At 61.1% G+C, this 23,007-nt stretch carries 21 protein-coding genes, 1 tRNA gene and 2 pseudogenes; 16 read left to right on the top strand and 8 right to left on the bottom strand.

Features of this window, described 5'->3' with window-relative positions:
* Positions 1–36 precede the first annotated feature (36 nt).
* Positions 37–1,869, top strand: a complete 1,833-nt coding sequence (lepA, locus tag J2J98_RS01240) for a translation elongation factor 4 (protein WP_207602136.1) — start codon at positions 37–39, stop codon at positions 1,867–1,869.
* An 82-nt stretch (positions 1,870–1,951) separates the two neighbouring features.
* Here the strand turns inward: lepA and J2J98_RS01235 are convergent, their stop codons facing one another.
* The 4 genes and pseudogenes from J2J98_RS01235 to J2J98_RS01225 form a co-directional block, all read right to left on the bottom strand.
* Positions 1,952–2,404 (bottom strand): GFA family protein, encoded by a 453-nt coding sequence (locus J2J98_RS01235; protein WP_138394374.1) that lies wholly within the window; start codon positions 2,402–2,404, stop codon positions 1,952–1,954.
* Between the two features lie 92 nt (positions 2,405–2,496).
* Positions 2,497–2,646, bottom strand: a pseudogene (locus J2J98_RS30820) (DapH/DapD/GlmU-related protein); the annotation flags it as partial.
* A gap of 282 nt (positions 2,647–2,928) precedes the next feature.
* Positions 2,929–3,012 (bottom strand): annotated as a pseudogene (locus J2J98_RS30815) (maltose acetyltransferase domain-containing protein); the annotation flags it as partial.
* Positions 3,013–3,047: 35 nt separating this feature from the next.
* The gene (locus J2J98_RS01225; protein ID WP_207602135.1) at positions 3,048–3,785 is read right to left on the bottom strand and encodes a type 1 glutamine amidotransferase; all 738 of its coding nucleotides are present in this window, start codon (positions 3,783–3,785) and stop codon (positions 3,048–3,050) included.
* Positions 3,786–3,908: 123 nt separating this feature from the next.
* On the opposite strand from J2J98_RS01225, the gene J2J98_RS01220 reads away from it, so the two are divergent.
* Positions 3,909–4,202, top strand: coding sequence for an Rdx family protein (locus tag J2J98_RS01220; protein WP_011423629.1), 294 nt, complete (start codon positions 3,909–3,911; stop codon positions 4,200–4,202).
* Between the two features lie 9 nt (positions 4,203–4,211).
* On the opposite strand, the gene J2J98_RS01215 is transcribed toward J2J98_RS01220, so the two are convergent.
* Positions 4,212–4,622 carry a BA14K family protein gene (locus J2J98_RS01215; protein WP_207602134.1) on the bottom strand — a complete coding sequence of 137 codons (411 nt, stop codon included), beginning with the start codon at positions 4,620–4,622 and terminating at the stop codon, positions 4,212–4,214.
* A gap of 167 nt (positions 4,623–4,789) precedes the next feature.
* Between J2J98_RS01215 and J2J98_RS01210 the strand changes: the two genes are divergently transcribed.
* Positions 4,790–4,874: transfer RNA gene (locus tag J2J98_RS01210), tRNA-Leu, on the top strand.
* Positions 4,875–5,007: 133 nt separating this feature from the next.
* Here J2J98_RS01210 and J2J98_RS01205 read toward each other — a convergent pair.
* Entirely contained in the window at positions 5,008–5,298 is a 291-nt protein-coding gene (locus tag J2J98_RS01205; RefSeq protein WP_064707650.1) for a DUF982 domain-containing protein, read from the bottom strand.
* Between the two features lie 309 nt (positions 5,299–5,607).
* On the opposite strand from J2J98_RS01205, the gene rfbF reads away from it, so the two are divergent.
* The 8 genes from rfbF (at position 5,608) to J2J98_RS01165 (ending at position 13,145) form a co-directional block, all read left to right on the top strand.
* Entirely contained in the window at positions 5,608–6,381 is a 774-nt protein-coding gene (rfbF, locus tag J2J98_RS01200; protein ID WP_064707649.1) for a glucose-1-phosphate cytidylyltransferase, read from the top strand.
* Positions 6,372–7,436, top strand: a complete 1,065-nt coding sequence (rfbG, locus tag J2J98_RS01195; protein ID WP_207603061.1) for a CDP-glucose 4,6-dehydratase — start codon at positions 6,372–6,374, stop codon at positions 7,434–7,436. Before rfbF ends, rfbG begins: the two co-directional genes overlap by 10 nt.
* Positions 7,433–8,668, top strand: a complete 1,236-nt coding sequence (locus tag J2J98_RS01190) for a class I SAM-dependent methyltransferase (RefSeq protein ID WP_138394377.1) — start codon at positions 7,433–7,435, stop codon at positions 8,666–8,668. The genes rfbG and J2J98_RS01190 overlap by 4 nt, the downstream gene beginning before the upstream one ends.
* Positions 8,665–9,207, top strand: coding sequence for a dTDP-4-dehydrorhamnose 3,5-epimerase (rfbC, locus tag J2J98_RS01185; RefSeq protein ID WP_207602133.1), 543 nt, complete (start codon positions 8,665–8,667; stop codon positions 9,205–9,207). The genes J2J98_RS01190 and rfbC overlap by 4 nt, the downstream gene beginning before the upstream one ends.
* Entirely contained in the window at positions 9,204–10,442 is a 1,239-nt protein-coding gene (locus J2J98_RS01180) for a glycosyltransferase family 2 protein (RefSeq protein ID WP_207602132.1), read from the top strand. The genes rfbC and J2J98_RS01180 overlap by 4 nt, the downstream gene beginning before the upstream one ends.
* A gap of 74 nt (positions 10,443–10,516) precedes the next feature.
* Complete coding sequence (locus tag J2J98_RS01175) at positions 10,517–11,665, top strand: DegT/DnrJ/EryC1/StrS family aminotransferase (protein WP_207602131.1); 1,149 nt, start codon at positions 10,517–10,519, stop codon at positions 11,663–11,665.
* Between the two features lie 32 nt (positions 11,666–11,697).
* Positions 11,698–12,456 carry a cephalosporin hydroxylase family protein gene (locus J2J98_RS01170; RefSeq protein ID WP_207602130.1) on the top strand — a complete coding sequence of 253 codons (759 nt, stop codon included), beginning with the start codon at positions 11,698–11,700 and terminating at the stop codon, positions 12,454–12,456.
* Positions 12,457–12,479: 23 nt separating this feature from the next.
* A complete protein-coding gene (locus J2J98_RS01165) occupies positions 12,480–13,145 on the top strand; it encodes a GNAT family N-acetyltransferase (RefSeq protein WP_207602129.1) in 666 nt (221 codons plus the stop codon).
* Positions 13,146–13,150: 5 nt separating this feature from the next.
* Here the strand turns inward: J2J98_RS01165 and J2J98_RS01160 are convergent, their stop codons facing one another.
* Both J2J98_RS01160 and J2J98_RS01155 read right to left on the bottom strand, forming a co-directional pair.
* On the bottom strand, positions 13,151–13,483 hold the full coding sequence (locus J2J98_RS01160; protein ID WP_207602128.1) for a hypothetical protein: 333 nt from the start codon (positions 13,481–13,483) through the stop codon (positions 13,151–13,153).
* 61 nt (positions 13,484–13,544) lie between these two features.
* Positions 13,545–15,155: a GumC family protein gene (locus tag J2J98_RS01155; RefSeq protein WP_207602127.1), complete on the bottom strand. Its 1,611-nt coding sequence runs from the start codon at positions 15,153–15,155 to the stop codon at positions 13,545–13,547.
* A 136-nt stretch (positions 15,156–15,291) separates the two neighbouring features.
* Here J2J98_RS01155 and J2J98_RS01150 point away from each other — a divergent pair, with 136 nt between their 5' ends.
* The 5 genes from J2J98_RS01150 (at position 15,292) to J2J98_RS01130 (ending at position 22,956) form a co-directional block, all read left to right on the top strand.
* Positions 15,292–16,341, top strand: coding sequence for a glycoside hydrolase family 5 protein (locus J2J98_RS01150; RefSeq protein ID WP_064707639.1), 1,050 nt, complete (start codon positions 15,292–15,294; stop codon positions 16,339–16,341).
* A gap of 2 nt (positions 16,342–16,343) precedes the next feature.
* Positions 16,344–17,624, top strand: a complete 1,281-nt coding sequence (locus J2J98_RS01145) for a hypothetical protein (RefSeq protein ID WP_064707638.1) — start codon at positions 16,344–16,346, stop codon at positions 17,622–17,624.
* Positions 17,625–17,681: 57 nt separating this feature from the next.
* Positions 17,682–18,698 (top strand): acyltransferase family protein, encoded by a 1,017-nt coding sequence (locus J2J98_RS01140; protein ID WP_207602126.1) that lies wholly within the window; start codon positions 17,682–17,684, stop codon positions 18,696–18,698.
* A gap of 316 nt (positions 18,699–19,014) precedes the next feature.
* The gene (gene purU / locus J2J98_RS01135) at positions 19,015–19,899 is read left to right on the top strand and encodes a formyltetrahydrofolate deformylase (protein WP_207602125.1); all 885 of its coding nucleotides are present in this window, start codon (positions 19,015–19,017) and stop codon (positions 19,897–19,899) included.
* Positions 19,900–20,016: 117 nt separating this feature from the next.
* A complete protein-coding gene (locus tag J2J98_RS01130; protein WP_207602124.1) occupies positions 20,017–22,956 on the top strand; it encodes an aminotransferase in 2,940 nt (979 codons plus the stop codon).
* Positions 22,957–23,007 lie beyond the last annotated feature (51 nt).

Genomic DNA, 23,007 nt, shown 5'->3' with positions numbered 1-23,007 from the left:
TAATTACCGCTTTGCGGCACGGGGCGGCGCTGCTATATGGCGCGCATGAGCACCATTTCGACCACTCCGTTGTCCCATATCCGCAACTTTTCGATCGTGGCCCATATCGACCACGGCAAATCGACGCTGGCCGACCGCCTGATCCAGACGACGGGCGGACTTGCCGAGCGCGAAATGTCCGAGCAGGTGCTCGACAATATGGAGATCGAGCGCGAACGCGGCATCACCATCAAGGCCCAGACCGTGCGCCTGCACTACCAGGCGAACAATGGCGAGAAATATGTTCTCAACCTGATCGACACGCCCGGCCACGTCGACTTCGCCTATGAAGTCTCGCGGTCGCTGTCGGCCTGCGAGGGCTCACTGCTGGTCGTCGACGCTTCGCAGGGGGTGGAAGCGCAGACGCTCGCCAATGTCTACCAGGCGATCGACAACAACCACGAACTCGTCACTGTCCTCAACAAGATCGACCTGCCGGCCGCCGAACCCGACCGAATCAAGGAACAGATCGAGGAAGTGATCGGCATCGACGCTTCGGAGGCCGTGCTGATTTCGGCCAAGACCGGCCTCGGTATTCCCGACGTGCTCGAGGCGATCGTCCACAAGCTGCCGGCGCCGAAGAGCCCGGGCGGCGAGAAGGCGCCGCTGAAGGCGCTGCTCGTCGACAGCTGGTACGACACCTATCTCGGCGTCATGGTTCTCGTGCGCATCATCGACGGCGTGCTGACCAAGGGCCAGACGATCCGCATGATGGGCACCGGTGCAAAATACCAGGTCGAACGCGTCGGCGTGCTGACGCCGAAGATGGTCCATGTCGACAGCCTCGGCCCCGGCGAGATCGGCTTCATCACCGCCTCGATCAAGGAAGTGGCCGATACCCGCGTCGGCGACACGATCACCGAGGACAAGCGCCCGACCGCCGAGGCCTTGCCGGGCTTCAAGCCGGCGCAACCCGTCGTCTTCTGCGGCCTTTTTCCGGTCGATGCCGCCGATTTTGAGGATCTGCGCGCCGCGATGGGCAAGCTTCGCCTCAACGACGCGTCCTTCTCCTTCGAGATGGAATCGTCTGCCGCTCTTGGTTTCGGCTTCCGCTGCGGCTTCCTCGGCCTCTTGCATCTTGAAATCATCCAGGAGCGCCTGGAGCGCGAGTTCGACCTCGACCTCATCGCAACGGCACCTTCCGTCGTCTATCAGCTGACGATGACTGACGGCAGCGAGCGCGAGCTGCACAACCCGGCCGACATGCCCGATGTCGTCAAGATTGCCGAAATCCGCGAGCCCTGGATCAAGGCGACGATCCTGACGCCGGACGACTATCTCGGCGGGATTCTGAAGCTCTGCCAGGACCGCCGCGGCATCCAGACCGAGCTGACCTATGTCGGCACCCGCGCGATGATAACCTATGAACTGCCGCTCAACGAAGTCGTCTTCGACTTCTACGACCGTCTGAAATCGATCTCGAAGGGTTATGCATCCTTCGACTATCACCTCGAAGGCTACCGCGAAGGCAACCTCGTGAAGATGTCGATTTTGGTCAACGGCGAGCCGGTCGATGCGCTGTCGATGCTCGTGCACCGCACCGCAGCTGAAAAGCGCGGCCGCGACATGTGCGAGCGGCTGAAGGAGCTGATTCCGAAGCACATGTTCAAAATCCCGATTCAGGCGGCGATCGGCGGCAACGTGATTGCCCGCGAAACCATCTCGGCGCTGCGCAAGGACGTGACGGCCAAGTGCTACGGCGGCGACGCCACCCGCAAGCGCAAGCTGCTCGACAAGCAGAAGGAAGGCAAGAAGCGCATGCGCCAGTTCGGCAAGGTGGAGATCCCGCAGGAAGCCTTCATTGCAGCGCTGAAGATGGGCGACGAATAACGCTTCTCAATGACGTCTTATGCGCATATGACTTGCGCATAAGACGAGGAAATCGGACTTTCTCTTCCAAGGCTTCTAAGCCTCACCCTCTGCCCATATACTCCTTCACCAGCCCCTCATAGGCATCCATCTCAGGCAACGCCGGGTAGCTGTAGACCGCTCCGGTCTCGGCGAAAGACAGCTTCTCGCTCGTCCATGTCTCGATGAAGGGCGTGAACCAGCTGGGGTCGTCGAGCATGGTGACGCGCAGATTGACGAACCAGTCCATGCCTTCCGGCCGGGTGAACATCCAGCTCATGCAGTGCGGGCAGAAATAATGCTTGCTGGCGCCGTGCAGGCCGCCAATAACAGGCTCGCCCTTGGTTACCTCGAAGCCTTCGCTGGGAATGGCGGCGCTTAGTGAATAGGCGCTGGCAGTCATCTTCTGGCAGCCCGTGCAATGGCAAGCCATGGTGAGCAGCGGCGGCGCGCTGATCTTCAACCGCACTTGGCCGCAACGGCAGCCGCCTTCCATCGGTAAATTCTCTACTGGCATGGCATCACTCCCCTTCGCCTCTCTCATCTAGCAGAGCCCGCGGCAATGTCGAGAAGCCAAGACAAGCGCGAATCTCAGGCGGGGTTTATCGGCCTTGCCGGATTGCCGACCACCGTAGCGCCCGCCGGCACATTCTTCGTGACGACGGCGCCCGCGCCGACGATCGCGCCATCGCCGATCGTCACCCCACCGAGGATGATAGCGCCGCCGCCGATCCACACATCGCTGCCAATGGCAACAGGCCGTGCGATCTCGATTCCCGCGCTGCGAAGCGCCAGGTCCTTGTGATGCTCGGCGCAATAGATCTGCACGCCGGGACCGAACATGGTGCGGTCGCCAATCGTCACGCTGCCGGAATCGAGGATGGTGCAGCCGGCATTGAAATAGACGCGCTCGCCGAGCGTGATGTTGATGCCGTAGGAGCAGTGAAACGGCGCTTCGATGAAGATATCGGAGGCAGCCTGCGCAAAAAGCACCTTGAGGGCAGGTGCTACTGCGCCGCGCTCGTCCGGCGGCAGCGTATTATGGGCGTGGACGGCGAGCCGCGCCTGCCGGCGCAGGAGATCGAGCTCGCCGTCAAGGCAGCAATACCACTCACCCGCCGCCATCTTCTCGCGTTCGCTTGCCGTCATTGCATCCCCCGTCAAGCCGGGACCTGCGACAGCATCTCGACCCCTTGCCGTTCGATCTGTCCGACCCAGGCGCGGGCGATGGCAAGGCCGGCGGCATCGGCTGCACCAGCATGCCGCGCAGCCAGCTCGGCATAGCTTTCCAGCCAGCCCGGCGCGATGCGTTTTATCGTGTCAGGGAATTCCGCCTTCCATTGCTCGACCACCGTTCTATCGGCCTCGAAATGAAACTGGGTGCCGTAGACGGCGCGGCCGATGCGGAAGGCCTGGTTTTCGGCGACAGGGCTCGTCGCCAGGCGAACAGCGCCTGCAGGCAGGGAAAAGGTGTCGGCATGCCATTCGAAGATGGTGAATTCGCCGCCAAGCGCCGAGAGTAGTGGATCGGCCTGGCCTTCATCGGTGACGCCGATCCTGTGCCAGCCGAATTCGCGGGCGGTCCCGAGATGATTGTCGGCACCATAGGCGCGGGCAAGAATCTGGCTGCCGAGGCAAATGCCGAGCACCGCCTTGCCGGCATCGCCGAAGCGGCGCGCGAGCTGGGCGAGCTCCGGCAGGTAGGGATGCGTCTCGTCATCCAGCGCGCTCTGCTCGCCTCCGAGAACGACCAGCGCGTCATGGCCGGATATATCCCGAGGCAGAATGCCATCCCGCCAGACCCGGAACCACTCGACTGTAGCACCCGCCTCGTCGAGCGCGATGGCAAGCGCGCCGAGACCGGTGTTGCGCATATTTTCGACGACTGCGACTCGCATAGGTTCTCCCCGGTGGTGGCAGGAAGAGACCATGCTGTAGAACGGCGCGCAAGATGCTTGCGCATGCGCGATTGCGTCCGCACGCTGCAAGAGCTTAAATCGCTCCAAACGAAAGGAAACGCCATGACCGAAAAAGCCCGCGTCTCGATTCTCTACTGCACCCAATGCAACTGGCTGCTGCGCGCCGCCTGGATGGCGCAGGAGCTGCTGAGCACTTTTTCCGACAGTCTCGGCGAAGTTGCGCTGATCCCCGGCACCGGCGGCAACTTCGAAATCCGCGTCAATGGAGATCTCATCTGGGAGCGTAAGCGCGACGGCGGCTTTCCCGGGCCGAAAGAACTCAAGCAGCGCGTCCGCGACATCATCGAGCCCGGCCGGGATCTCGGCCATGTCGACCGCGTCTCGCACGAAAGCTGACCAAGCCCGTCAGCGATAGGGCGATCGGCAAACCCTGTAGACGCCTTCATAAGTGAGGAAGTGATCCGTCCGCGGATTATAGGAACGGTATTCATTGGTGCACCAGGCGATATGCTTGTTCATATCGCGCGCCGCCGGCTGCACGCGCTGCACCGGCGGCGGGTCATAGGTCAGTTGCGGCCGTCCCGCCGCGCCCGGCAGATAATAGGTCGGCCCCGCACCTCGCGGACGGTAATTCGGCTGGACATAGGCCGGGCGATGCCATTGCTGCGGCCCGAAACCGAAGCAGCCGCGAAAATCGCAGAGCGTCGATCCCGTGTTGAGCGGCCCGACGCCCCGCTTCGGCGAATCGGCGCTGGCCATGGCAGGCGCGAGAACGGCGAAAAGGCCGGCGAGCAGAAGCGTGCGGGCAACAGACATGAGGCATTCCTTTCGATATTCCCTCTATATAGGGCGCGGGGAACAAAGCGCTATGCTCACTCTGCGGCGCTCTCCCCATGTGATACGCAGCTTTTTCGCCAACTGTCAGGAAAACTTCAAAAACCCAGTTGACAGTCACGAGCCACCCCCTTACATCGCTCTCCGTCGCCCAGATGGCGGAATTGGTAGACGCGCAGGTTTCAGGTACCTGTGCCGCGAGGCGTGGAGGTTCGAGTCCTCTTCTGGGCACCATTTCCTTTTGATCGCTGCCAAGATCAAATATCCAAACTTCTGCAAAATTGCGCATTTGGCTCTGTTGTCAGGGGCCATTGACGACGTGCTTGTCCGGATACCGGTTACAGGAGCAGTGCAGGTTGAAGGCCTTTCACGCCGCCATGTGAGGTGTCGTCTTCCCGCTATCGGATATGACCGACAAAGCCGTAATGCCGGCTTCCCTGGCGGCGAGAAGAAGTAATTCCCTCAATTCCTCCATTCCGCCCTCTCCCGCGATGGCATCGTCGCAAGCCTTCACTGCCGCGACATATTCCTCTCCATCATCGAACGGCCAATCAATAATCAGAACTTCGGCTGCGTCTCGGAGCGACTTGACGACCCTTCGCCGACCGCCAAGAAAGAGGACAAGAGGCGCAAAATTCGGCGATGCGTTCCATTGCATGACACTTTCTCCCCAAAGGTTAGAATATTAGTAATGGTGCAAGAAGCGTGCCGGGCGAGCAGAGGCGCGTTTGCTGTCCGATTGACAGCGCTCCATGTGACCGCGGCAAGAGATGAAATGAGCGGTGCGGACGCCATTCCATCGTTCAGCGCTCGCGAAACCGAGACCCTCTTCTGGCGCACCCCACAAGCCTCGCACAAGAACGAAATCGGATACCGGGTCAGGGATGAACATACGGCCGTTCCGCCTGCAATGAGCCGAGCAGCTCACGAGGGGAAGCTTGGCCAGAGACTCTGGAGTTCGCTTGGGATGAAAGTCGTAATTCTCGCCGGTGGCCTTGGCTCGCGTCTTGCCGAGGAAACCAGCGTCCGCCCCAAGCCTCTGGTCGAAATCGGCGGCATGCCGATCCTCTGGCACATCATGAACATCTACGCCCATCATGGCCTCAATGATTTCATCATCTGCGCCGGCTACAAGGGCTACATGATCAAGGAATACTTCGTAAACCTTGTTCTGCATCACAGCGACATCACCGTCGATCTCGGCGCCAACAGCATCCAATATCACGGCGGAACACGCCCCAACTGGCGCGTGACCGTGGTCGATACCGGCATGCATTCGATGACCGGCGGCCGCATCGGGCGTATTCGCGACCATCTGATCCCGGGCGAGCCCTTCTGTATGACCTATGGCGACGGCGTCGGCGACATCGACATCGCTGCTGAGGTCTCCTTCCATCGCAGCCACGGCCTGAAGGCGACAATGTGCGCGGTGTCGCCGCCCGGACGCTACGGTGCCACGAACATTGAAGGGCAGTTCATCACCTCCTTTGTCGAGAAGCCGAAGGGCGACGGTCAGCGCATCAATGGCGGCTTCTTCGTGCTCGACCCTTCGGTGGTCGATCTCATCCCCGGCGATGATACCATCTGGGAAGCCGGGCCGCTGGAGTGGCTTGCCGCCAACAACCAGCTCGCCGCCTTCAAACATGACGGCTTCTGGCAGCCGATGGATACGCTTCGCGAGCGCACTCATCTGGAAGAACTCTGGAATTCTGGAAAAGCACCGTGGAAGCTATGGGCCTGACGAACTTCTGGAATGGCAGGCGCGTATTCCTGACGGGGCACACCGGGTTCAAGGGATCATGGCTCTCGCTCTGGCTGGAAAAGCTCGGAGCAGAGGTGACGGCCGTCTCACTGGAGCCCGAAACCAATCCTTCCCTTTATCAGCGGCTTTCACCTTGGAGCGGACAAGGCCATCACATAGCCGACATCCGTGACGCTGCCGCGTTCAAGCAGCACCTCATGGCTTTCGAGCCCGAAATTGTCATCCACATGGCAGCCCAGGCCCTGGTGCGACGCTCTTATGAAAACCCTGCCGAAACTTTCGCGACCAATGTCATGGGAACAGCGAATGTTCTTGATGCCGTCCGCGAGGCGGCCTCGGTCAAGACCGTTCTGGTCGTCACGTCCGACAAGGTCTATGCCAATAACGGCAGCGGTGTTCCCTTCAGCGAAACGGATACACTCGGCGGCAAGGACCCCTACTCCAACTCCAAAGCCTGTACCGAACTCGTCGTCCAGAGCTATCGCGACAGCTTCTTCAAAGGGCGCGACATCAGGGTCGCCACCGTCCGCGCCGGCAATGTCATCGGCGGCGGCGACTGGTCGAGGGACCGTCTGATCCCGGATTTCATTCGCGCTTTCGAAAGCAATCAGCCGATCCTGCTCCGTTATCCCGAGGCAATCCGCCCCTGGCAGCATGTGCTGGAGCCGCTCGGCGGCTATCTCGCCTTTGCCGCGGCTCTGACGCTTTCGGGCCAAGATGAATTGCCCGAAGCCCTCAATTTTGGCCCAGATCCGCAGAGTTTCGCGACAGTATCGGACCTTGCCGAAGCTCTGGGTCTTGCCCATGGCGTCAAAGACGTCTGGAGACTGGCACCGGGAACGCATCTGCCGGAAGCACCCGCCCTGACTCTCAGCTCGGAGCTTGCGTTATCGGCCATCGGCTGGCGACCGCGCCTGAGCCTGCAACAGACAATCGACTGGACAGCCGCCTGGTACAAGGCCAACCGCGAAGGAGCAGACATGCGCGCCTTCTCGCTCGGGCAGATCGCGGCCTATGAGGAAGCAATATCATGACAGCGCATAATTGCCGGTTCTGCCGCGCTCCCTTGAAACATCGCTTCGTCGATCTGGGCTCGACGCCGCTTGCCAACGCCTATCTCACGGAAGAGCAGCTCAAGCAGCCGGAGCCTTCCTATCCGTTGCGCGCCTTCGTCTGCTCCGAGTGCTGGCTGGTGCAGGCCGATGCCTTCGTTCCGCCGGAAGACATCTTCAGCCACTACGCCTATTTCTCCTCCTACAGCGACAGTTGGGTTGAGCATGCGCGCCAGTTCACCGTCATGGCGCGCAATCGTTTCGGCCTCAGCCAGGCATCTCGGGTGATCGAGGTGGCGAGCAATGACGGTTACCTCCTCAAGCATTTTGTCGAGGCCGGCGTGCCGGTGCTCGGCATTGAGCCGGCCGAAAATGTTGCAGAAGTTGCGCGGCAGATCGGTGTTCCCACGGAGGCCCGGTTCTTCGGCAGGGAAACGGCCGCCGATCTCGTTTCCCGCGGCCTTGCCGCCGACATCGTCATTGGTAACAACGTGCTGGCGCATGTCCCCGACATCAACGATTTCGTCGGTGGGCTCTCTGCCGTTCTGAAGCCGGATGGCATCGTCAGCGTCGAATTCCCGCATCTGTTGCGGCTGATGGAAAACATCCAGTTCGATACCGTTTATCATGAGCATTTCTACTATCTGTCGCTGCTGGCCGTCGAGAAGGCCTTTGCGGCGCACGGCCTTACCGTATTCGACGTGGAAGAATTGCCGACCCATGGCGGGAGCCTGCGCGTGCTCGCCTGCCGCACGACGTCGACCGCTCATCCGACCGGCCCCGGCGTCGCCAAGGTGCGTGCCGACGAAGCGGCCGCAAGCTTCGACACGGTTCAAACCTACGAGGCTTTCCAGAGCCGCGTAGCGCCGATCAAAGATGGGCTGCTGACCTTCCTCAAGCAGGCTAAGCGTGACGGCAAGTCGGTCGCGGCCTACGGGGCCGCCGCCAAGGGCAACACGCTCCTGAATTTCTGCGGCGTCGGCACCGACCTCATCGACTACGTAGTCGACCGTAATCCGCACAAGCAGGGACATTACCTGCCGGGCAGCAAGCTGCCGATCTATGCGCCGGAAAAGATGGACGAGACGAAGCCCGATTACGTTCTCATCCTGCCGTGGAACATCAAGAACGAGGTCGTAGCGGCCAACAGCAGGGTCAGCGCCTGGGGTGGACGCTTCGCCGTCGCCGTGCCTGAACTGACGGTGATCGGATGAAATTCGTTCCGACCGCGGTTTCAGGTGCTTTTGTGGTGGAAGTCGACGAGCGCTCTGACGAACGCGGGCTGTTTGCCCGGACTTTCGATGCCAAGAGCTTTGCCGATCGCGGCCTCGTGCCTGTCTACCCGCAGTGCAATGTCTCACAGAATCACAAGAGCGGGACGTTGCGCGGCATGCATTACCAGGCTGACCCCCGGCCGGAGATCAAGCTGGTGCGGGCCACGCGCGGCAGGGTCTTCGACGTGGCGCTCGATCTGAGACGGGATTCCCCAACCTATCTCCAATGGGCCTCCGTCGAGCTCGATGCTCGCAGTCACAATGCCTTCTACATACCTGCCGGATGCGCACACGGCTTCCTGACGCTAGAGGACGACTGCGAGCTCTTCTACCAGATGTCGGAAGTCTTTGTGCCGGAGCTTGCCCGCGGCGTCCGCTGGGACGATCCCGCCTTTTCCATCGCTTGGCCATTCGAGCCGAGCGTCATCAGCGAGCGCGACGCCGCGCTTGAAAGCTACAGCCGGGAGACGAGCCTTTGAGCGGCATCAAACTCAGCATCTGCATCCCGACATACAATCGCGAAGCCTATCTCAGAAACGCGCTCACCTATTGCCGCAACGACTATAGGTTCGACTTTCCCTTCGAAATCGTCATCTGCGACAACGCCTCCACTGACGGCACCCGGCAGGTTGTCGAGGAATTCATCAGTCACGGATTGCCGATCCGCTATTACAAGCGTGAGGTCAATGCTGGTGCCAACGCCAATGTCACGAGCGCTCTGCGCCTCGGCAGGGGTGAATATCTCATCTATCTCGCAGACGACGACATACTGATTGCGGAAGCCGTGGCCGCTACCGTTAAATATCTCGATGAGAACCGTGAGGTAACCTGCGCCCATGCGCCCTGGTTCATGTATGACGAGGTCGCCAAACACGACATCACGAAATTCTACAATGTCGAGGAGGACCGGAAGTTTGCGCATGGCAGCTTCACCGAGGTCTTCCAGTATATTTGCGAACGCAACATCTTTCCGGAAATCGCCATCTACCGCGCGTCGGCGTTGCGGTCGGCGTGGATCCCGCGCGACATCTGCTTCTATCCGTTCCCGTTCCTTGCGCATTTCCTCGATCAGGGCGCGGTCACCTTCCTGCAGCGGCCTTTCTATCGCTCCATCGCCAATTCGGCGATCGTTCGCGACCGGCCACAGGAGGGCGCCAACGACGTCATGACGAGCTGGGACCGCTATCGCGGCGGGCTTGAATATTTCCTTTATACGGGGGTCAGGCGCGGGGCAGTAAATCTGACGCCCGAGACACGTCTCAAGTATGAGGAGATGTGCAGGATCTTCACGCTGAACCGCATGGCGGTCGCCTTCCGCTTCTGGGCGGCCAGCAAGAACTTCATCAAGGCCTACGAGCTCTATACCCGCTTGATGTGGGGCGGGATGCTCGACCACCCGGAAATCCGCCCCTTCCGCGAAGGGCTGCCGCTGTTGGTCGCAATTCAGACGCTGGTCAGCGAGGTGAATTCGGCAATCGGGATCAAAACGCTGCTTCTCGCAGGTTTCACGGAGATCCCACCGCTCGAAAATCTGCTGCGGGAACTCGGGCTGAGCGAAAAGGTGAGGGTGACAAAGGAGCTCAGCGACAGTCCGCTGGAGAGCACCGCCGTCTTCGTCAGCGCTGACCGCGATCGGGAATATTTCGTGGCACTCGGCTACCTGCCCAATCTCGTGTTCCACGAACATGATCTCGCCCGGCACATCATCATGTGAGCCTCGCACCAGTTTCAGAAACTAGGGTCGCGGCGGGCGGCTGCGTCTTGATCCATTCAACAGAAATTAGCGGCATGACAAACAGGATCTTCTATACCAAGCCTTCCATCACCCAGCTTGAAACCGATTATGCCACGGATGCGGCAGCAACCGGCTGGGGCGCACGCTGTTACGACTACATCAACCGCTTCGAACGCGACTTCAAGACCTATCTCGGCAGCGACTTCGCCATTGCGACTTCGAGCTGCACGGGCGCCATGCACATGGGCCTGGCTGCACTTGGTGTCGGCGAAGGCGACGAAGTGATCCTTGCCGACACCAACTGGGTCGCTACCGTCTCGCCAATTTTCCACCTTGGCGCCAAGCCGGTCTTCGTCGATGTGCTGCCGGATTCCTGGTGCATCGATCCGCACGAGGTCGAACGGCACATAACCCCGAAGACCAAGGCGATCGTCGCGACTCACATTTATGGCAATCTCTGCGAGATGGATGCGCTGCTCGAAATCGGCAGACGTACCGGCATCCCTGTCGTCGAGGATGCGGCCGAAGCGATCGGTTCCGTCTACCACGGCCGCCGCGCCGGCTCGATGGGCGCCTTCGGCACCTTTTCCTTCCATGGCACGAAGACGCTGACGACCGGTGAAGGCGGCATGTTCGTCACCAGCGATGCCGCGCTTTACGAGCGGGTGCTGACGCTCAGCAACCACGGCCGCGCACGCGGCCAAACCAAGCAGTTCTGGCCCGACGAGATCGGGTTCAAGTACAAGATGTCCAACATTCAGGCGGCCATCGGCTGCGGACAGCTCGAGCGCATCGAAGAGCTGGTCGCCCGAAAGCGGGAAATCCTCGCCGCCTACATGGTACGGCTTTCCGCCCTGCCCGGCCTTTCGATGAATCCGGAATACAGCGGCACGATCAACGGGGCGTGGATGCCGACTGCGGTGTTTCATCCGTCGACCGGCATTACCCGCGAGATGATGCAGCAGGCTTTCGAGGCCGCCAATATCGACGCCCGAGTCTTCTTCTATCCCCTCTCCAGCCTCTCCATGTTTGAGGATCGGCCGGAGAACGTGAATGCCTGGAGTATTCCCGACCGGGCGATCAATCTGCCGAGCTACCACGACATGAGTGAAGCCGATATCGATAAGGTAGCGGCGACGCTGCTCGATGTGGCCGCCGGGCGAACCTACCACAACAGCCCGGCACTGCAGCAATCGGCCTGAGACAGCCATAGAGCGAAGGATAAACAATAGTCATGACCACCAAGGACGACCGTCTCGAATTTGAAGCCCACAAGCGGGAAATGTCGCTTGCGCTCGGCAAGGACGAGGCAAGCTTCCAGCAGTCGCTGAACACCCTGATCGGGCTCGACAAGTTCGACTATTTTTATCTGTGGTCGTGGATGGGCGTGCCGATCATTCAGCTTCCAGCCGATATCCTCGCGACTCAGGAAGTCATTTGGGCAACGAAGCCCGATGTCATCATCGAAACCGGCGTGGCGCGCGGCGGCTCGCTAATCTTCATGGCGTCGATCCTCGCCGCCACTGGCAACGACAAGGCCAAAGTCATCGGTGTCGACATTGACATTCGCGCTCACAATCGTGAAACGATCGAATCTCATCCCATGTCGGGGCGGATCAAAATGATTCAGGGCGGCTCGGTCGACGACGACGTGCTTGCTGCCGTGAAGGCCGAGATTTGGCCGGGCGCCCGCGTGATGGTGGTGCTCGACAGCGACCATTCCTATCAGCATGTTCTTGCCGAATGCCGCGCCTACGGCCCTCTGGTAAGCGAAGGCTGCTACCTTGTCGTCGCCGACACCCTCATCGGCCACCTGACCGAGGAGCAGGCATTCACCAAGCGGTCCAAGGTCTGGCTGCGCGGCAACGAGCCGCTGCAGGCGATTACGGACTATTTGGCGGAAACCGATCGTTTCGAAGTCGATCCCGTGCTCAATGGAAAGCTCGTTCTGTCTTCCTCGCCGGGCGGCTATTGCGTCTGCCGCAAGGCCTGATCAGAGGACAGATGTAATCGCGCATGCCGCAAATCGATATCGTCAGCATCAAGGGCAATGCGGATGCGAGCAAACGGCTCCGTCTGCCAATCAGAAGCGATAGCGGTCGGTTCGTGGGTGAATTGCAATGCATCGACAGGTCGATGCTCGATGAGCCCGGCCTGACCGCTGACCTGACGGCGTGGCGAAACCAGTCGATGCCGTTCTTCCTGACGCAGTTTGCCGCCACAGAGGAGCGCACACGCAGCTGGCTCGAGAGCATTTCGCTACCTGCCCCAGACCGGATCCTGTTCGTCATTTGCGATCTCGACGGAAACAGGCTCGGCAATTTCGGCGTCTGCAACATCCGGCCCGGCGCGGCCGAATTTGACAATGTCATCCGCGGGCGGATGAGCGATATTCGCAACCTCATGCTCCACTGCGGCGAGGCATTGCTGGAATGGATGTTTTCGGTGCTTGGGGCCAAGACAGCCGAGTTGCACGTCTTCTCGCATAATGAAAAAGCGATCGGGCTTTACAAGCGGCTGGGCTTTGCGGCGGCCGAAAGCCTGCCGCTACGGCGAACCGAGGAAAAGGACGCAGTCAGATATTCGGTCATAGATCGATCGCAAGCAAATGCGGGCTTCGACTATCTCAGGATGGAGCTTCCGGTTGAACGTTTTGAAGATCGCATCCGCAGGCGCTTTTGAGCGCCTCACCGCACTGGCTGGTAATGGCCACGGAGCGGAACTTTGCGGCCCATGGTGACAAAGCCGTCGCGGTCGCAGACATACATCAGCGTCGGCATGCCACCGGACCGGAAGATTTCATCATAGCGGCGGCGGACCTGCACGGTCTCGGTGCGGCAATTATAGGATTCCTCTTCCTTCTTGTCCGGCTGTGCCTTGACGCCGGGAAGGTCCCTGTAAGGATAAAGAGGTTTGACGTCCGATTGAATGGGTTTCGTCCAATCGACGGCGAAGGCCGCCGCCGGGGCGAGGCCAGTCACGGCAAGGAGCGACATCAGAAGCATCATCAACAGCCGCATGGGAACTCTCCTGCCGGCGATAGGCCGCCTTCTGCCGATGTAGGAAAGGCGGGGCGCTTGATCAAGCCGCCGTGGCGGGCGATTTCCTGAAATAGCCTCTGATGACGGGGTGGCCGAAGAGGCCGGCCAAAATGGCAAAGGCGGCGCCCAGGAAGAAACCAGCGAGGAAGCCGCCGATGATGCCGGCGACCATCAGGATCTTCTTTCCCGGGCCATCGGCCTTGACCGGCGGTTCGGCCGGCGAGATGACGCGGATGTTGCTTTGACTGAGGCTCTGCTCCTCGCTCGTCTGGCTGGAGCGTTTCAGCACCGTCTCGTAGATATCGCGCGCCGCCGTCGCCTTGCGCTGCAATTCGTTCAGTTCCACCTGCTTGTCCGAACTCGTCGCCTGCAGCGCCTTCTGGACGGCAAGCTCCTTGGCGATGCTATCCTCGGCTGATTTGGCCTGCTCATATTCGCCCCGTGCGGAGGTGGCGAGGCGCTGCAACTCGCCCTTGATCTCGCCCGATATGCTCTGCAGCGAGGAGCGGGCCGCCTGCAGGCGCGGATGACGCGTGCCCATCTGGCTTTCGAGGCTGCCGACGGCGGCGGCCTGGGCGGCATATTGCTGACGCAGGCTGACGAGCGGCGAGGTGGCGCCGCCTTCCATCTGGTTGCCGGCGACGATGTCCTCGACGCGGAGACTGGCGACCGCATCGGCGCGGGCCTTGGCCTGAATGGTCTTTTCCTGTGCCGTCACCAGCAGCGTGTTCAGTGATGCGAGCCGCTGATCGGAGATCAGATTGCCTGCAGTCGCGGCCATGTCGTTGTCGGCACGGAAGGTTTCGACCGCCTGCTCGGCCTCCAGCACCTTTTGGCGCAGGTCGGCAAGGCGTCCGTCCAGCGTCGAGGAGGTGTTTTCGTAGAGGCCGTTTGAGGCGCTGTTTTCCTCCTCGGTAAAGGAAGCGACGACCTGGTTGGCGAGCTTTGCGGATTTCTCCGGGTCATTCGTCGTCGCGGCGAGCGAAACGACGTAGGTGCCGGTCTGGCGGGTGATGACAAGCGCCTTCTGCAGGGCGCCGATCACGGCCGCGCCATCCGTCCTGCCGCCGTTAAATTCCGGATCCTGGTCGAGCTTCATCGCCTCGACGACGCGGCGCAGCACATTGCCCGAGGTCAGAATCTGCACCTGGCTGTCGATGAGTGCCGAAATCATCTCCGGCGATGGACCTGAAGATTGCGCGCCCGTCTCGGCAAGGCCGATCTGGCGCGGGTCGAAATAAAGGCTGCTGACGGCCGTGAATTTCTGGCCGATCAACGGCGCCATCACGCCGCCCCCGACCGCTCCGAATAGGGCCAGTGCGAGAACCACCAGCCGGCGGCTCCAGATTGCGGCGATGCCGGAACGGAGGTCGAGAAGCGGGGCGCCAGGTGCGGATGTCCCCTGCAGCCGAATATCGGCCGCAGCCTCTCCGGCGGGTGCCGGCGAAGCCTCGCCGTATCGGCGGGTTTGGGCAGGCCTTACGGACGGCGGCACCAAAGGCGGAGCGGCAGTTTCGAGCTCCTGACGGGCGAAGTCATCCGGACGAACGACCGGACTGCGCAGGCGCACGCCTTCCGACGCAGTCTGAGACGGCTCATAACTACGCCAGCCGGGCAGCCGGCTTACCCTGTTCCTGTCATACTGGCTCATACGCGCACTCGTGTCCCGCCCAGCGTGAAAGACTGAAGCCGAGGTGCTGCGACTTTAGAAATTCTTAGCTAACGGACCGTTAAGATGAATGCAGCGACCATCGACGTCGCGCTTTGCCGTGATTGCGAGGATTGTCATGGGGACGACACGACATCTGGTGGCGCTGCTGCTTGCGGCCGCCCTCACCCCATCGCCGGGCTTTGCGGCCGGCGCGCCGTGTTATCGCGGCGTCAATCTTTCCGGCGGCGAATACGGGGAGCGCGGCGCCATCTACGGCACGAACTACATCTATCCGAGCGAGCAGACGATCCGCTATTTCGCCGAAAAGGGCATGACGATCATCCGGCTGCCCTTCCGCTGGGAGCGGCTGCAGCCGGCGCTCGGCGGGCGGCTCGACGAGGATGAAATCAAGCGGATCAAGGACACCGTCGCCCTGATCCGCAAGCACGGCATGGCCGTTCTGCTCGACCCTCATAATTTCGGCTATTACGACAAGGCACAGGTCGGCACCGCACCGGCGTCGGACGCCGCATTCGCCGACTTCTGGGCAAGGCTGGCGGTCGAATTCGCCAATCAGGACGGCGTTCTCTTCGGCCTGATGAACGAACCCTATGACATCAAGGCGACGGATTGGCTCGATGCCGCCAATGCCGCCATCCGCGCCATCCGCGCCGTCGGCGCACGCAACCTCATCCTCGTACCGGGCACGTCCTGGAGCGGCGCTCACAGTTGGGAGAAGGATGTGATCGGCGGTGCCAACGGCACGGTGATGCTGGGCGTTCGCGATCCGCTCGACTTCTACGCTTACGAAGTCCACCAATATCTCGACGTCGATTCATCAGGAACCCATGCCACATGCGAAGGTGCCGCCGCCGCTGTCGAGGCGATCGTCGGCGTCACCGCCTGGCTGAAGCGGAACCATAAGCGCGGCTTTCTTGGCGAATTCGGCGCCTCCACCGACAAGGACTGCATGAGCGGCCTGACCAAGATCTACGCCACCATGTCGGAGAATAGCGATGTCTGGCTCGGCTGGTCCTACTGGGCGGCGGGCGAATGGTGGCCGGCAGACGAGCCTTTCAACGTTCAGCCGGGCAGGGGTGCCGAGCGACCGCAGATGCGGCTTCTCGCCGCCTCGGCGAAAACCGATGCCGACGCCTGCAGCGCCGTCAAGTCCAAGGGGAACTGATTGTGGCAGCCGTCGATCAGAAGGCAGCGACTTTCACCATGGCGAACAAGCCGCTCCATGTGGCCGGGAGGACACCGCGCGTCGACCATCCGGTGCTTTGGCTCGGCCTGCTTTCGGTGCTCTATAACGGCATTCTCGCGTTCATAAACCATAACATCACGCCGCTTTCGATGACGCATGTCGCCGCCAGCGAAGGCCTGATTCTGGCAAGCGCCATCATCTACATTCTCCACAAGGGGATCTACGAGACGGATCTGCCGGCCTTCCTGTTCCTGCTGTTCACGCTTGTCGTCACCATCTATGTCAGCGTGCTCAATCGCGTGCCGTTCGTCGACAACTTCCGCAATGTGCTGATCATGTTCTGCTTTTCCGGCCTCGGCGGCTGGAGTAACGAGAAAACAATCAAGCTTACCTTCCGCTGGGCAAGCCTTGCGGTGTTGATTTTCCTGATCTTCGAGATCGTCAGCGTGCCTTTCTATGTCAGCATCGTGCATCCGTCCGATTATTTCGCCAATACGCGCGGGCTGCTGCCGCTGAGCTACAACAAGACAGGCCTGTTCCAGAATGCGCTCGGTTTTCCCGAGCGCTTCTCCTTCGGCATCATCGACCACCGCTCCTCCTCGATCTTCCTCGAGCAGGTGTCGCTCGCCAATTTCTGCGGCGTGATCGCGATCTACCTCGTTTCCATGTGGGAAAGGACTGGCCGCTGGGACCGGCTACTCTTCATCGGCACGGCCGTGCTGATCCTGGTAACGAACGATACGCGCACAATGCTGATCTTCTGTTTTGCCTGCATCGTCGGTTATTTCGTCTTTCCGAAGATCCCGAGGAATTTCAATCTGGCGCTGATGCCGCTGATCATCGCCGCGGGCTTCCTCGTCTACACCATGAAGCCCAATGCGACGGGCGACAATTTCACCGGTCGCATCAACCTGACCATGAAGAAGATCATGGAGCTCGATCCCCTCGCCGTTCTCGGGCTGTCGGTCGACAGGGTCGCCGAGTTCGCCGACAGCGGCTACGTTTATCTGATCTACGCAGCGACGATCTTCGGCGTCATCGCCTTCTGGATGTTCGTCTGTCTCTTCCCCGCCGGCCGTACGGCAGCACAGAGGCGATGCGCCCATTCACTTTCTCTTTTCATTTTTCTGAATATGATGATCGGGGGCACCGCTGTTTTCTCGATGAAGATTGCCGGCCTCTTGTGGTTCGTCGTCGGATATATGCGCTTCCACGACAGCCCGCGCATCCGACAGGGTCGTGCGGCAGATGTACCGAGTTGACCGCAGCGGCACGGTAGAAGCCGGCGCCGCCCGCGAGCCTGAGGAGCAAGACATCAGATGCTTGTCCAGCTTCAATATTTGCGCGCTGTTGCGGCGCTGATGGTCGTTTATTTCCATGCGATCTTGCAGCTCGCCAAGGTCAATCCTGCCGTCGACGCCACAGCTTTTCTGTATGGTGAAACCGGCGTCGACATCTTCTTCGTCCTGAGCGGCTTCGTGATGTGGCTGACGACGAGCGGGCGCGCGATGAGCCCCATGGATTTCGCCCGCCGTCGCATCAGGAGGATCGTCCCGCTCTATTGGCTGGCAACATTGTTTTCGGCTGTCGTGGCGCTGGTGGCTCCATCATTGCTCAAATCGACGGTGTTCGATCTGCCGCATCTCATCGCCTCGCTGTTCTTTCTGCCATGGGCCAATGCCGCCGATCCAAGCACGATTACCCCCGTCGTCGTGCCGGGCTGGACGCTGAATTACGAGATGTTCTTCTATTTCGTGTTTGCTCTGTTACTGCCGCTCTCGGAAGCCCGGCGGATTCCAGCGATGTTTGCCGTCTTTGCCGTGATCCTGATTGCCTGCCGGCTGCTGCCGCAAACGGCAGGCACCCGGTTCTACGGCGAACCGATCATGCTGGAGTTCCTCGCCGGCGTCGTGCTCGGCTGGCTTTACGGGCAGAAGGTGCTTCTGCCGAAGCGCTGGGCATGGGCGGCACTGGCCACCGGCTTTGCCTTCCTCCTCGTCAACGAAGCGCTGATGCCGCCGGAGAGCCGGTTCTACGCCTGGGGAATCCCCGCGATTTTTATCGTCTACGGGGCAGTTTCCATCGACTTTTCCCGGCTACCGGTCCTGGGATGGCTGAATTATCTCGGCGACTGCTCCTACAGCATCTATATCACCCACGCCTTCACTCTCGCTTTCCTGAGGGTGGCTTCGGACCGCCTGCAGATCGACATCCTGCAGCAGCCGGTATTTTTCGTGATCCTGTCGCTGGTGCTCTCGTCGATCGGCGGCGCAATCGTCCATGAAATCACCACGCCGCGCCGGAAAGCGGCGATCGTGAGCCGACCGCCAGCCTAGATGTGAACCTTCGGATTCAATTTTTCGCCCTTCACATCCTTGGTTTCCCGCCTCTCGATGTCGCAATTTGCCCATCAGCTTTCAGCGGCATGCTTTAATTTCACTCACTGAAGGCGAGAATACACATCCGGGCGGCGCTGGCGGCACAGCGTTTCGAGCAACTTCTCCTAAGCTGATGCCAGCCATGAGAGAACTTGCAGGAACGTGATAGTTTATCTTGCAATTTGTCGCATAAATGAAAGTGCGCCGGCCTGTTCGCGGCTCGAGCTTTGATCTAAGCACGGGCTGCGACCTCCAAGAGGGAAGAGGGAGAAACATGAAAAGCTATGTATTGACGGTATCCTGCAAGTCGACGCGCGGCATCGTTGCGGCGATTTCGAGCTATCTGGCCGACAAGGGCTGCAACATCATCGACTCCAGCCAGTTCGACGACCTCGATACCGGCAGGTTCTTCATGCGCGTCAGCTTCATTTCCGAGGAAGGGCTTTCCGGCCCCGAAATCAGCGCCGATTTTGCCGCCGTCGCCGCCCCCTTCGCAATGGATTACGAATTCCACGACAGCGACAAGCGCATGAAGGTGCTCTTGATGGTGTCGCGCTTCGGCCATTGTCTCAACGACCTGCTCTACCGCTGGAAGATCGGGGCGCTACCGATCGACATCGTCGGCGTCGTCTCCAACCATTTCGATTACCAGAAGGTCGTCGTCAACCACGACATCCCCTTCCACTACATCAAGGTGACAAAGGAGAACAAGCCGCAGGCCGAGGCCCAGCTCGTCGACCTCGTCGAGCAGACCGGCACCGAGCTGATCGTGCTCGCCCGCTACATGCAGGTTCTCTCCGACCAGCTCTGCAAGCAGATGTCGGGCAGGATCATCAACATCCACCACTCCTTCCTGCCGAGCTTCAAGGGCGCCAATCCCTACAAGCAGGCCTATGGCCGCGGCGTCAAGCTGATCGGCGCCACCGCCCATTACGTCACAGCCGACCTCGACGAAGGCCCGATCATCGAGCAGGACACGGCGCGCATCACCCATGCGCAGTCGCCCGACGACTATGTCTCGATCGGCCGCGACGTCGAAAGCCAGGTGCTGGCGCGCGCCATCCACGCTCATATCCACCACCGCACCTTCATCAACGGCAACCGCACCGTCGTCTTCCCGGCAAGCCCGGGAAGCTACGCCTCAGAACGCATGGGGTGAGTCGGTAGAGGCCGCATCTCTTTTGCTGGCAGACAACAATCTCCCGTTGCCTGCCAGCGGCAAGTATTTGATTATCGCGTTTAAGGGGTAATCGAATCATACTGGGGGATGGGTGTCATGACCGACGAGGCGCTTGTTGATCGCATGGCGCTGCCGCGTCCCGACGTCAGCGTTTCTGACGCGGAAGAAATCCTTCTTGCCCATTACAGCCTGTCCGGCACACTCGCTGAACTCGGTAGCCAGCAGGATCGGAACTACCGCGTCGACAGCGATCGCGGTCGATACGTTCTGAAGATCTGCCATGCCGCCTACGAGACCCGCGAGCTCGAAGCGCAGAATGCAGCGCTCCATCACCTCAAAAGCCGTCAGGATGCGCCACGCGTTCCGAACGTGATCCCCACGAATGACGGGCGGGAGATCGTCGTCCTTACCGTGCGCGGGCACGGCTATCAGGTCCGGCTGCTGGAATATCTGGAAGGCCAGGGGCTGACGGAGAAGAGGTATCTGGCGCCGGCTTCCGTCGCGGCGCTCGGCGCGCTCTGCGCGCGGCTGGCACAATCGCTTGCCGATTTCGACCATCCCGGCCTCGACCGCAGCCTGCAGTGGGATTTAAGACGCGCCGGCCCTGTGGCCGTGCAGCTGCTTTCCGCCATCACCGACAGCGCTGCCCGCGACCGGATCGCCAAAACCATGGTGAAGGCCGTTCGCCGCATCCAGCCCCTGGCGCCGTCGCTTCGGCTCCAGGCTGTCCATCATGACGTCACCGGCGACAACGTCGTCGGCCACCGCGACGCCCATGGCCACACGATCCCCGACGGGGTCATCGATTTCGGTGACATTATCCGCGGCTGGCTGGTTGGCGACCTAGCCGTCACATGCGCTTCGCTGCTGCATCAGGCGAATGGCGATCCCTTTCATATCCTGCCCGCCGTCACCGCCTATCAGGCGATCTATCCGCTGAGGGACGAGGAACTGAAGGCGCTCTGGCCGTTGATCGTCGCACGCGCGGTCATCCTGGTGGCCAGCAGCGAGCAGCAGATGTCCATCGATCCCGATAACGACTATGTCCGCAGCAATCTCGAGCGTGAGCGGGCGATCTTCGATACGGCGATGTCGGTTCCATTCGAACTCATGGAAGCCGCAATCCTCAAGGCGGTCGGTGCAGATGTCGCCGCTCCGCAGCCGTCAGCATGGCTGCCTTTGCTGCCCGATATCGATCCGGCTACGATCGGCTATGTCGACCTTGGCGTGCGGAGCGCGCATTTTTCCGCCGGAAACTGGCTGAACGCCGATATGGACTGGCGGCTGCTTGCCCGGGCTGCTACCGAAAACGGCACGGCGGCGACGCGCTACGGTGAATATAGGCTTTCCCGCGCTGCCCTCGGAAACACCGCGGGACAGGCGACCTTCGCCCTGCATGTCGACATCTGCCTTGCCGCAGGAAGCGCGGTCGCCGCGCCGTTTGCCGGCCGCATCGGCTGGAAGGACCAGCATCTGACACTGTCGGACGACAGCATGACCCTTCATCTCGACGGGCTCGACCCTTTGATCGAGGGTGGGGTCGAGGATGGCGCCGTGCTCGCCGCCGGCGATCCGCTCGGTTCGGTTTTCGGTGAAGCGTCGTCGCTCGGCGGCCTGCGCCTCCAGCTCTGCAGCGTAGCAGGCCTCGAACCCCCGCTCTTTGCCAGGCCGCGCGAGGCGGCAGCCTGGTCGGTGCTCTGCCCTTCGCCTTCGCCGCTTCTCGGCCCGGGAGCGGATGCGCCGCCACCGGAGACGGCCGACCTACTCGCCAGGCGGCAGGCCCATCTTGCCAGCGCCCAGAAGAACTATTATGCCGCGCCCCCGCAGATCGAGCGCGGCTGGAGGGAACACCTGTTCGATGTCGAGGGCCGCGCCTATCTCGACATGGTCAACAATGTGACGATTCTCGGCCACGGCCACCCCAGGATGGCGGCGGCAATCAGCGCCCAATGGCAGCGGCTCAATACGAATTCACGTTTCCACTATGCGGCGATCGCGGAATTTTCCGAACGTCTCGCGGCGCTCACGCCGGACGGGCTCGACGCGGTCTTCCTCGTCAACAGCGGCTCTGAGGCCAATGATCTGGCGATCCGGCTGGCGCAAGCCCATAGCGGCGCGCGCAACATGCTCTGCCTGCTCGAAGCCTATCACGGCTGGTCGGCGGCGAGCGACGCCGTCTCCACTTCGATCGCCGACAATCCGCTGGCGCCGACCACCCGCCCGGATTGGGTGCATGCGGCCGTTTCGCCGAATACCTACCGCGGTGCGTTCCGCGGACCCGACACAGCGGCGAGCTACCTCGGCGCCGCCAAGCCGATATTCGAGATGATCGACGCGGGCGGCCAGGGCCTTGCGGGCTTCATCTGCGAATCAGTCTACGGCAATGCCGGCGGTATTCCCCTACCAGAAGGTTACCTCAAGGAAATCTATGCTGAGGTGCGAGCCCGCGGCGGGCTCTGCATCGCCGATGAGGTGCAGGTCGGTTATGGCCGGCTCGGCCATTATTTCTGGGGCTTCGAGCAGCAAGGGGTCGTGCCCGATATCATCACCATCGCCAAGGGCATGGGCAATGGCCATCCGCTCGGCGCCGTCATCACCAGACGGGAGATTGCGCAGTCGCTGGAGAAGGAGGGGCCCTTCTTCTCCTCCACCGGCGGCAGCCCGGTCAGCTGCGTCGCCGGCATGACGGTGCTCGATATCATGGCCGAGGAGAAGCTCCAGGAAAATGCCCGCACGGTGGGAGATCATCTGAAGGCGCGGCTCGCCGCGCTGATCGACCGGCACTCGATCGCCGGCGCCGTCCATGGCATGGGTCTCTATCTCGGGCTGGAATTCGTCCGCGACAGAACGACGCTGGAGCCGGCGACGGAAGAGACGGCGGCGATCTGCGATCGGCTTCTCGAGCTCGGTGTCATCATGCAGCCGACTGGCGATCACCAAAATGTGCTGAAGATCAAGCCGCCGCTCTGCCTCAGCATCGAAAGCGCGGATTTCTTCGCCGACATGCTGGAAAAGGTGCTCCAAGAAGGCTGGTGATCCACGCTTTCGGGCTTTAACCAAATCGGTCATTTCGAGGCATTTCGAGTT

It is taken from the genome of Rhizobium bangladeshense, assembly GCF_017357245.1.
GTDB lineage: Bacteria > Pseudomonadota > Alphaproteobacteria > Rhizobiales > Rhizobiaceae > Rhizobium > Rhizobium bangladeshense.
This window is presented reverse-complemented; position numbering and strand designations above follow the sequence as displayed.

Bases quoted from the DNA above. Each gene is read 5' to 3' on its own strand.
- J2J98_RS01150 (WP_064707639.1), top strand. From the start codon at position 15,292: ATGGGGACGACACGACATCTGGTGGCGCTGCTGCTTGCGGCCGCCCTC.
- rfbG (WP_207603061.1), top strand. From the start codon at position 6,372: ATGGGCCTGACGAACTTCTGGAATGGCAGGCGCGTATTCCTGACGGGG.
- J2J98_RS01175 (WP_207602131.1), top strand. From the start codon at position 10,517: ATGACAAACAGGATCTTCTATACCAAGCCTTCCATCACCCAGCTTGAA.
- J2J98_RS01130 (WP_207602124.1), top strand. From the start codon at position 20,017: ATGACCGACGAGGCGCTTGTTGATCGCATGGCGCTGCCGCGTCCCGAC.
- J2J98_RS01165 (WP_207602129.1), top strand. From the start codon at position 12,480: ATGCCGCAAATCGATATCGTCAGCATCAAGGGCAATGCGGATGCGAGC.
- J2J98_RS01205 (WP_064707650.1), bottom strand. From the start codon at position 5,298: ATGCAATGGAACGCATCGCCGAATTTTGCGCCTCTTGTCCTCTTTCTT.
- J2J98_RS01235 (WP_138394374.1), bottom strand. From the start codon at position 2,404: ATGCCAGTAGAGAATTTACCGATGGAAGGCGGCTGCCGTTGCGGCCAA.
- J2J98_RS01155 (WP_207602127.1), bottom strand. From the start codon at position 15,155: ATGAGCCAGTATGACAGGAACAGGGTAAGCCGGCTGCCCGGCTGGCGT.
- lepA (WP_207602136.1), top strand. From the start codon at position 37: ATGGCGCGCATGAGCACCATTTCGACCACTCCGTTGTCCCATATCCGC.
- J2J98_RS01220 (WP_011423629.1), top strand. From the start codon at position 3,909: ATGACCGAAAAAGCCCGCGTCTCGATTCTCTACTGCACCCAATGCAAC.
- J2J98_RS01215 (WP_207602134.1), bottom strand. From the start codon at position 4,622: ATGTCTGTTGCCCGCACGCTTCTGCTCGCCGGCCTTTTCGCCGTTCTC.
- J2J98_RS01225 (WP_207602135.1), bottom strand. From the start codon at position 3,785: ATGCGAGTCGCAGTCGTCGAAAATATGCGCAACACCGGTCTCGGCGCG.
- rfbF (WP_064707649.1), top strand. From the start codon at position 5,608: ATGAAAGTCGTAATTCTCGCCGGTGGCCTTGGCTCGCGTCTTGCCGAG.
- purU (WP_207602125.1), top strand. From the start codon at position 19,015: ATGAAAAGCTATGTATTGACGGTATCCTGCAAGTCGACGCGCGGCATC.
- rfbC (WP_207602133.1), top strand. From the start codon at position 8,665: ATGAAATTCGTTCCGACCGCGGTTTCAGGTGCTTTTGTGGTGGAAGTC.
- J2J98_RS01140 (WP_207602126.1), top strand. From the start codon at position 17,682: ATGCTTGTCCAGCTTCAATATTTGCGCGCTGTTGCGGCGCTGATGGTC.
- J2J98_RS01170 (WP_207602130.1), top strand. From the start codon at position 11,698: ATGACCACCAAGGACGACCGTCTCGAATTTGAAGCCCACAAGCGGGAA.
- J2J98_RS01190 (WP_138394377.1), top strand. From the start codon at position 7,433: ATGACAGCGCATAATTGCCGGTTCTGCCGCGCTCCCTTGAAACATCGC.
- J2J98_RS01160 (WP_207602128.1), bottom strand. From the start codon at position 13,483: ATGCGGCTGTTGATGATGCTTCTGATGTCGCTCCTTGCCGTGACTGGC.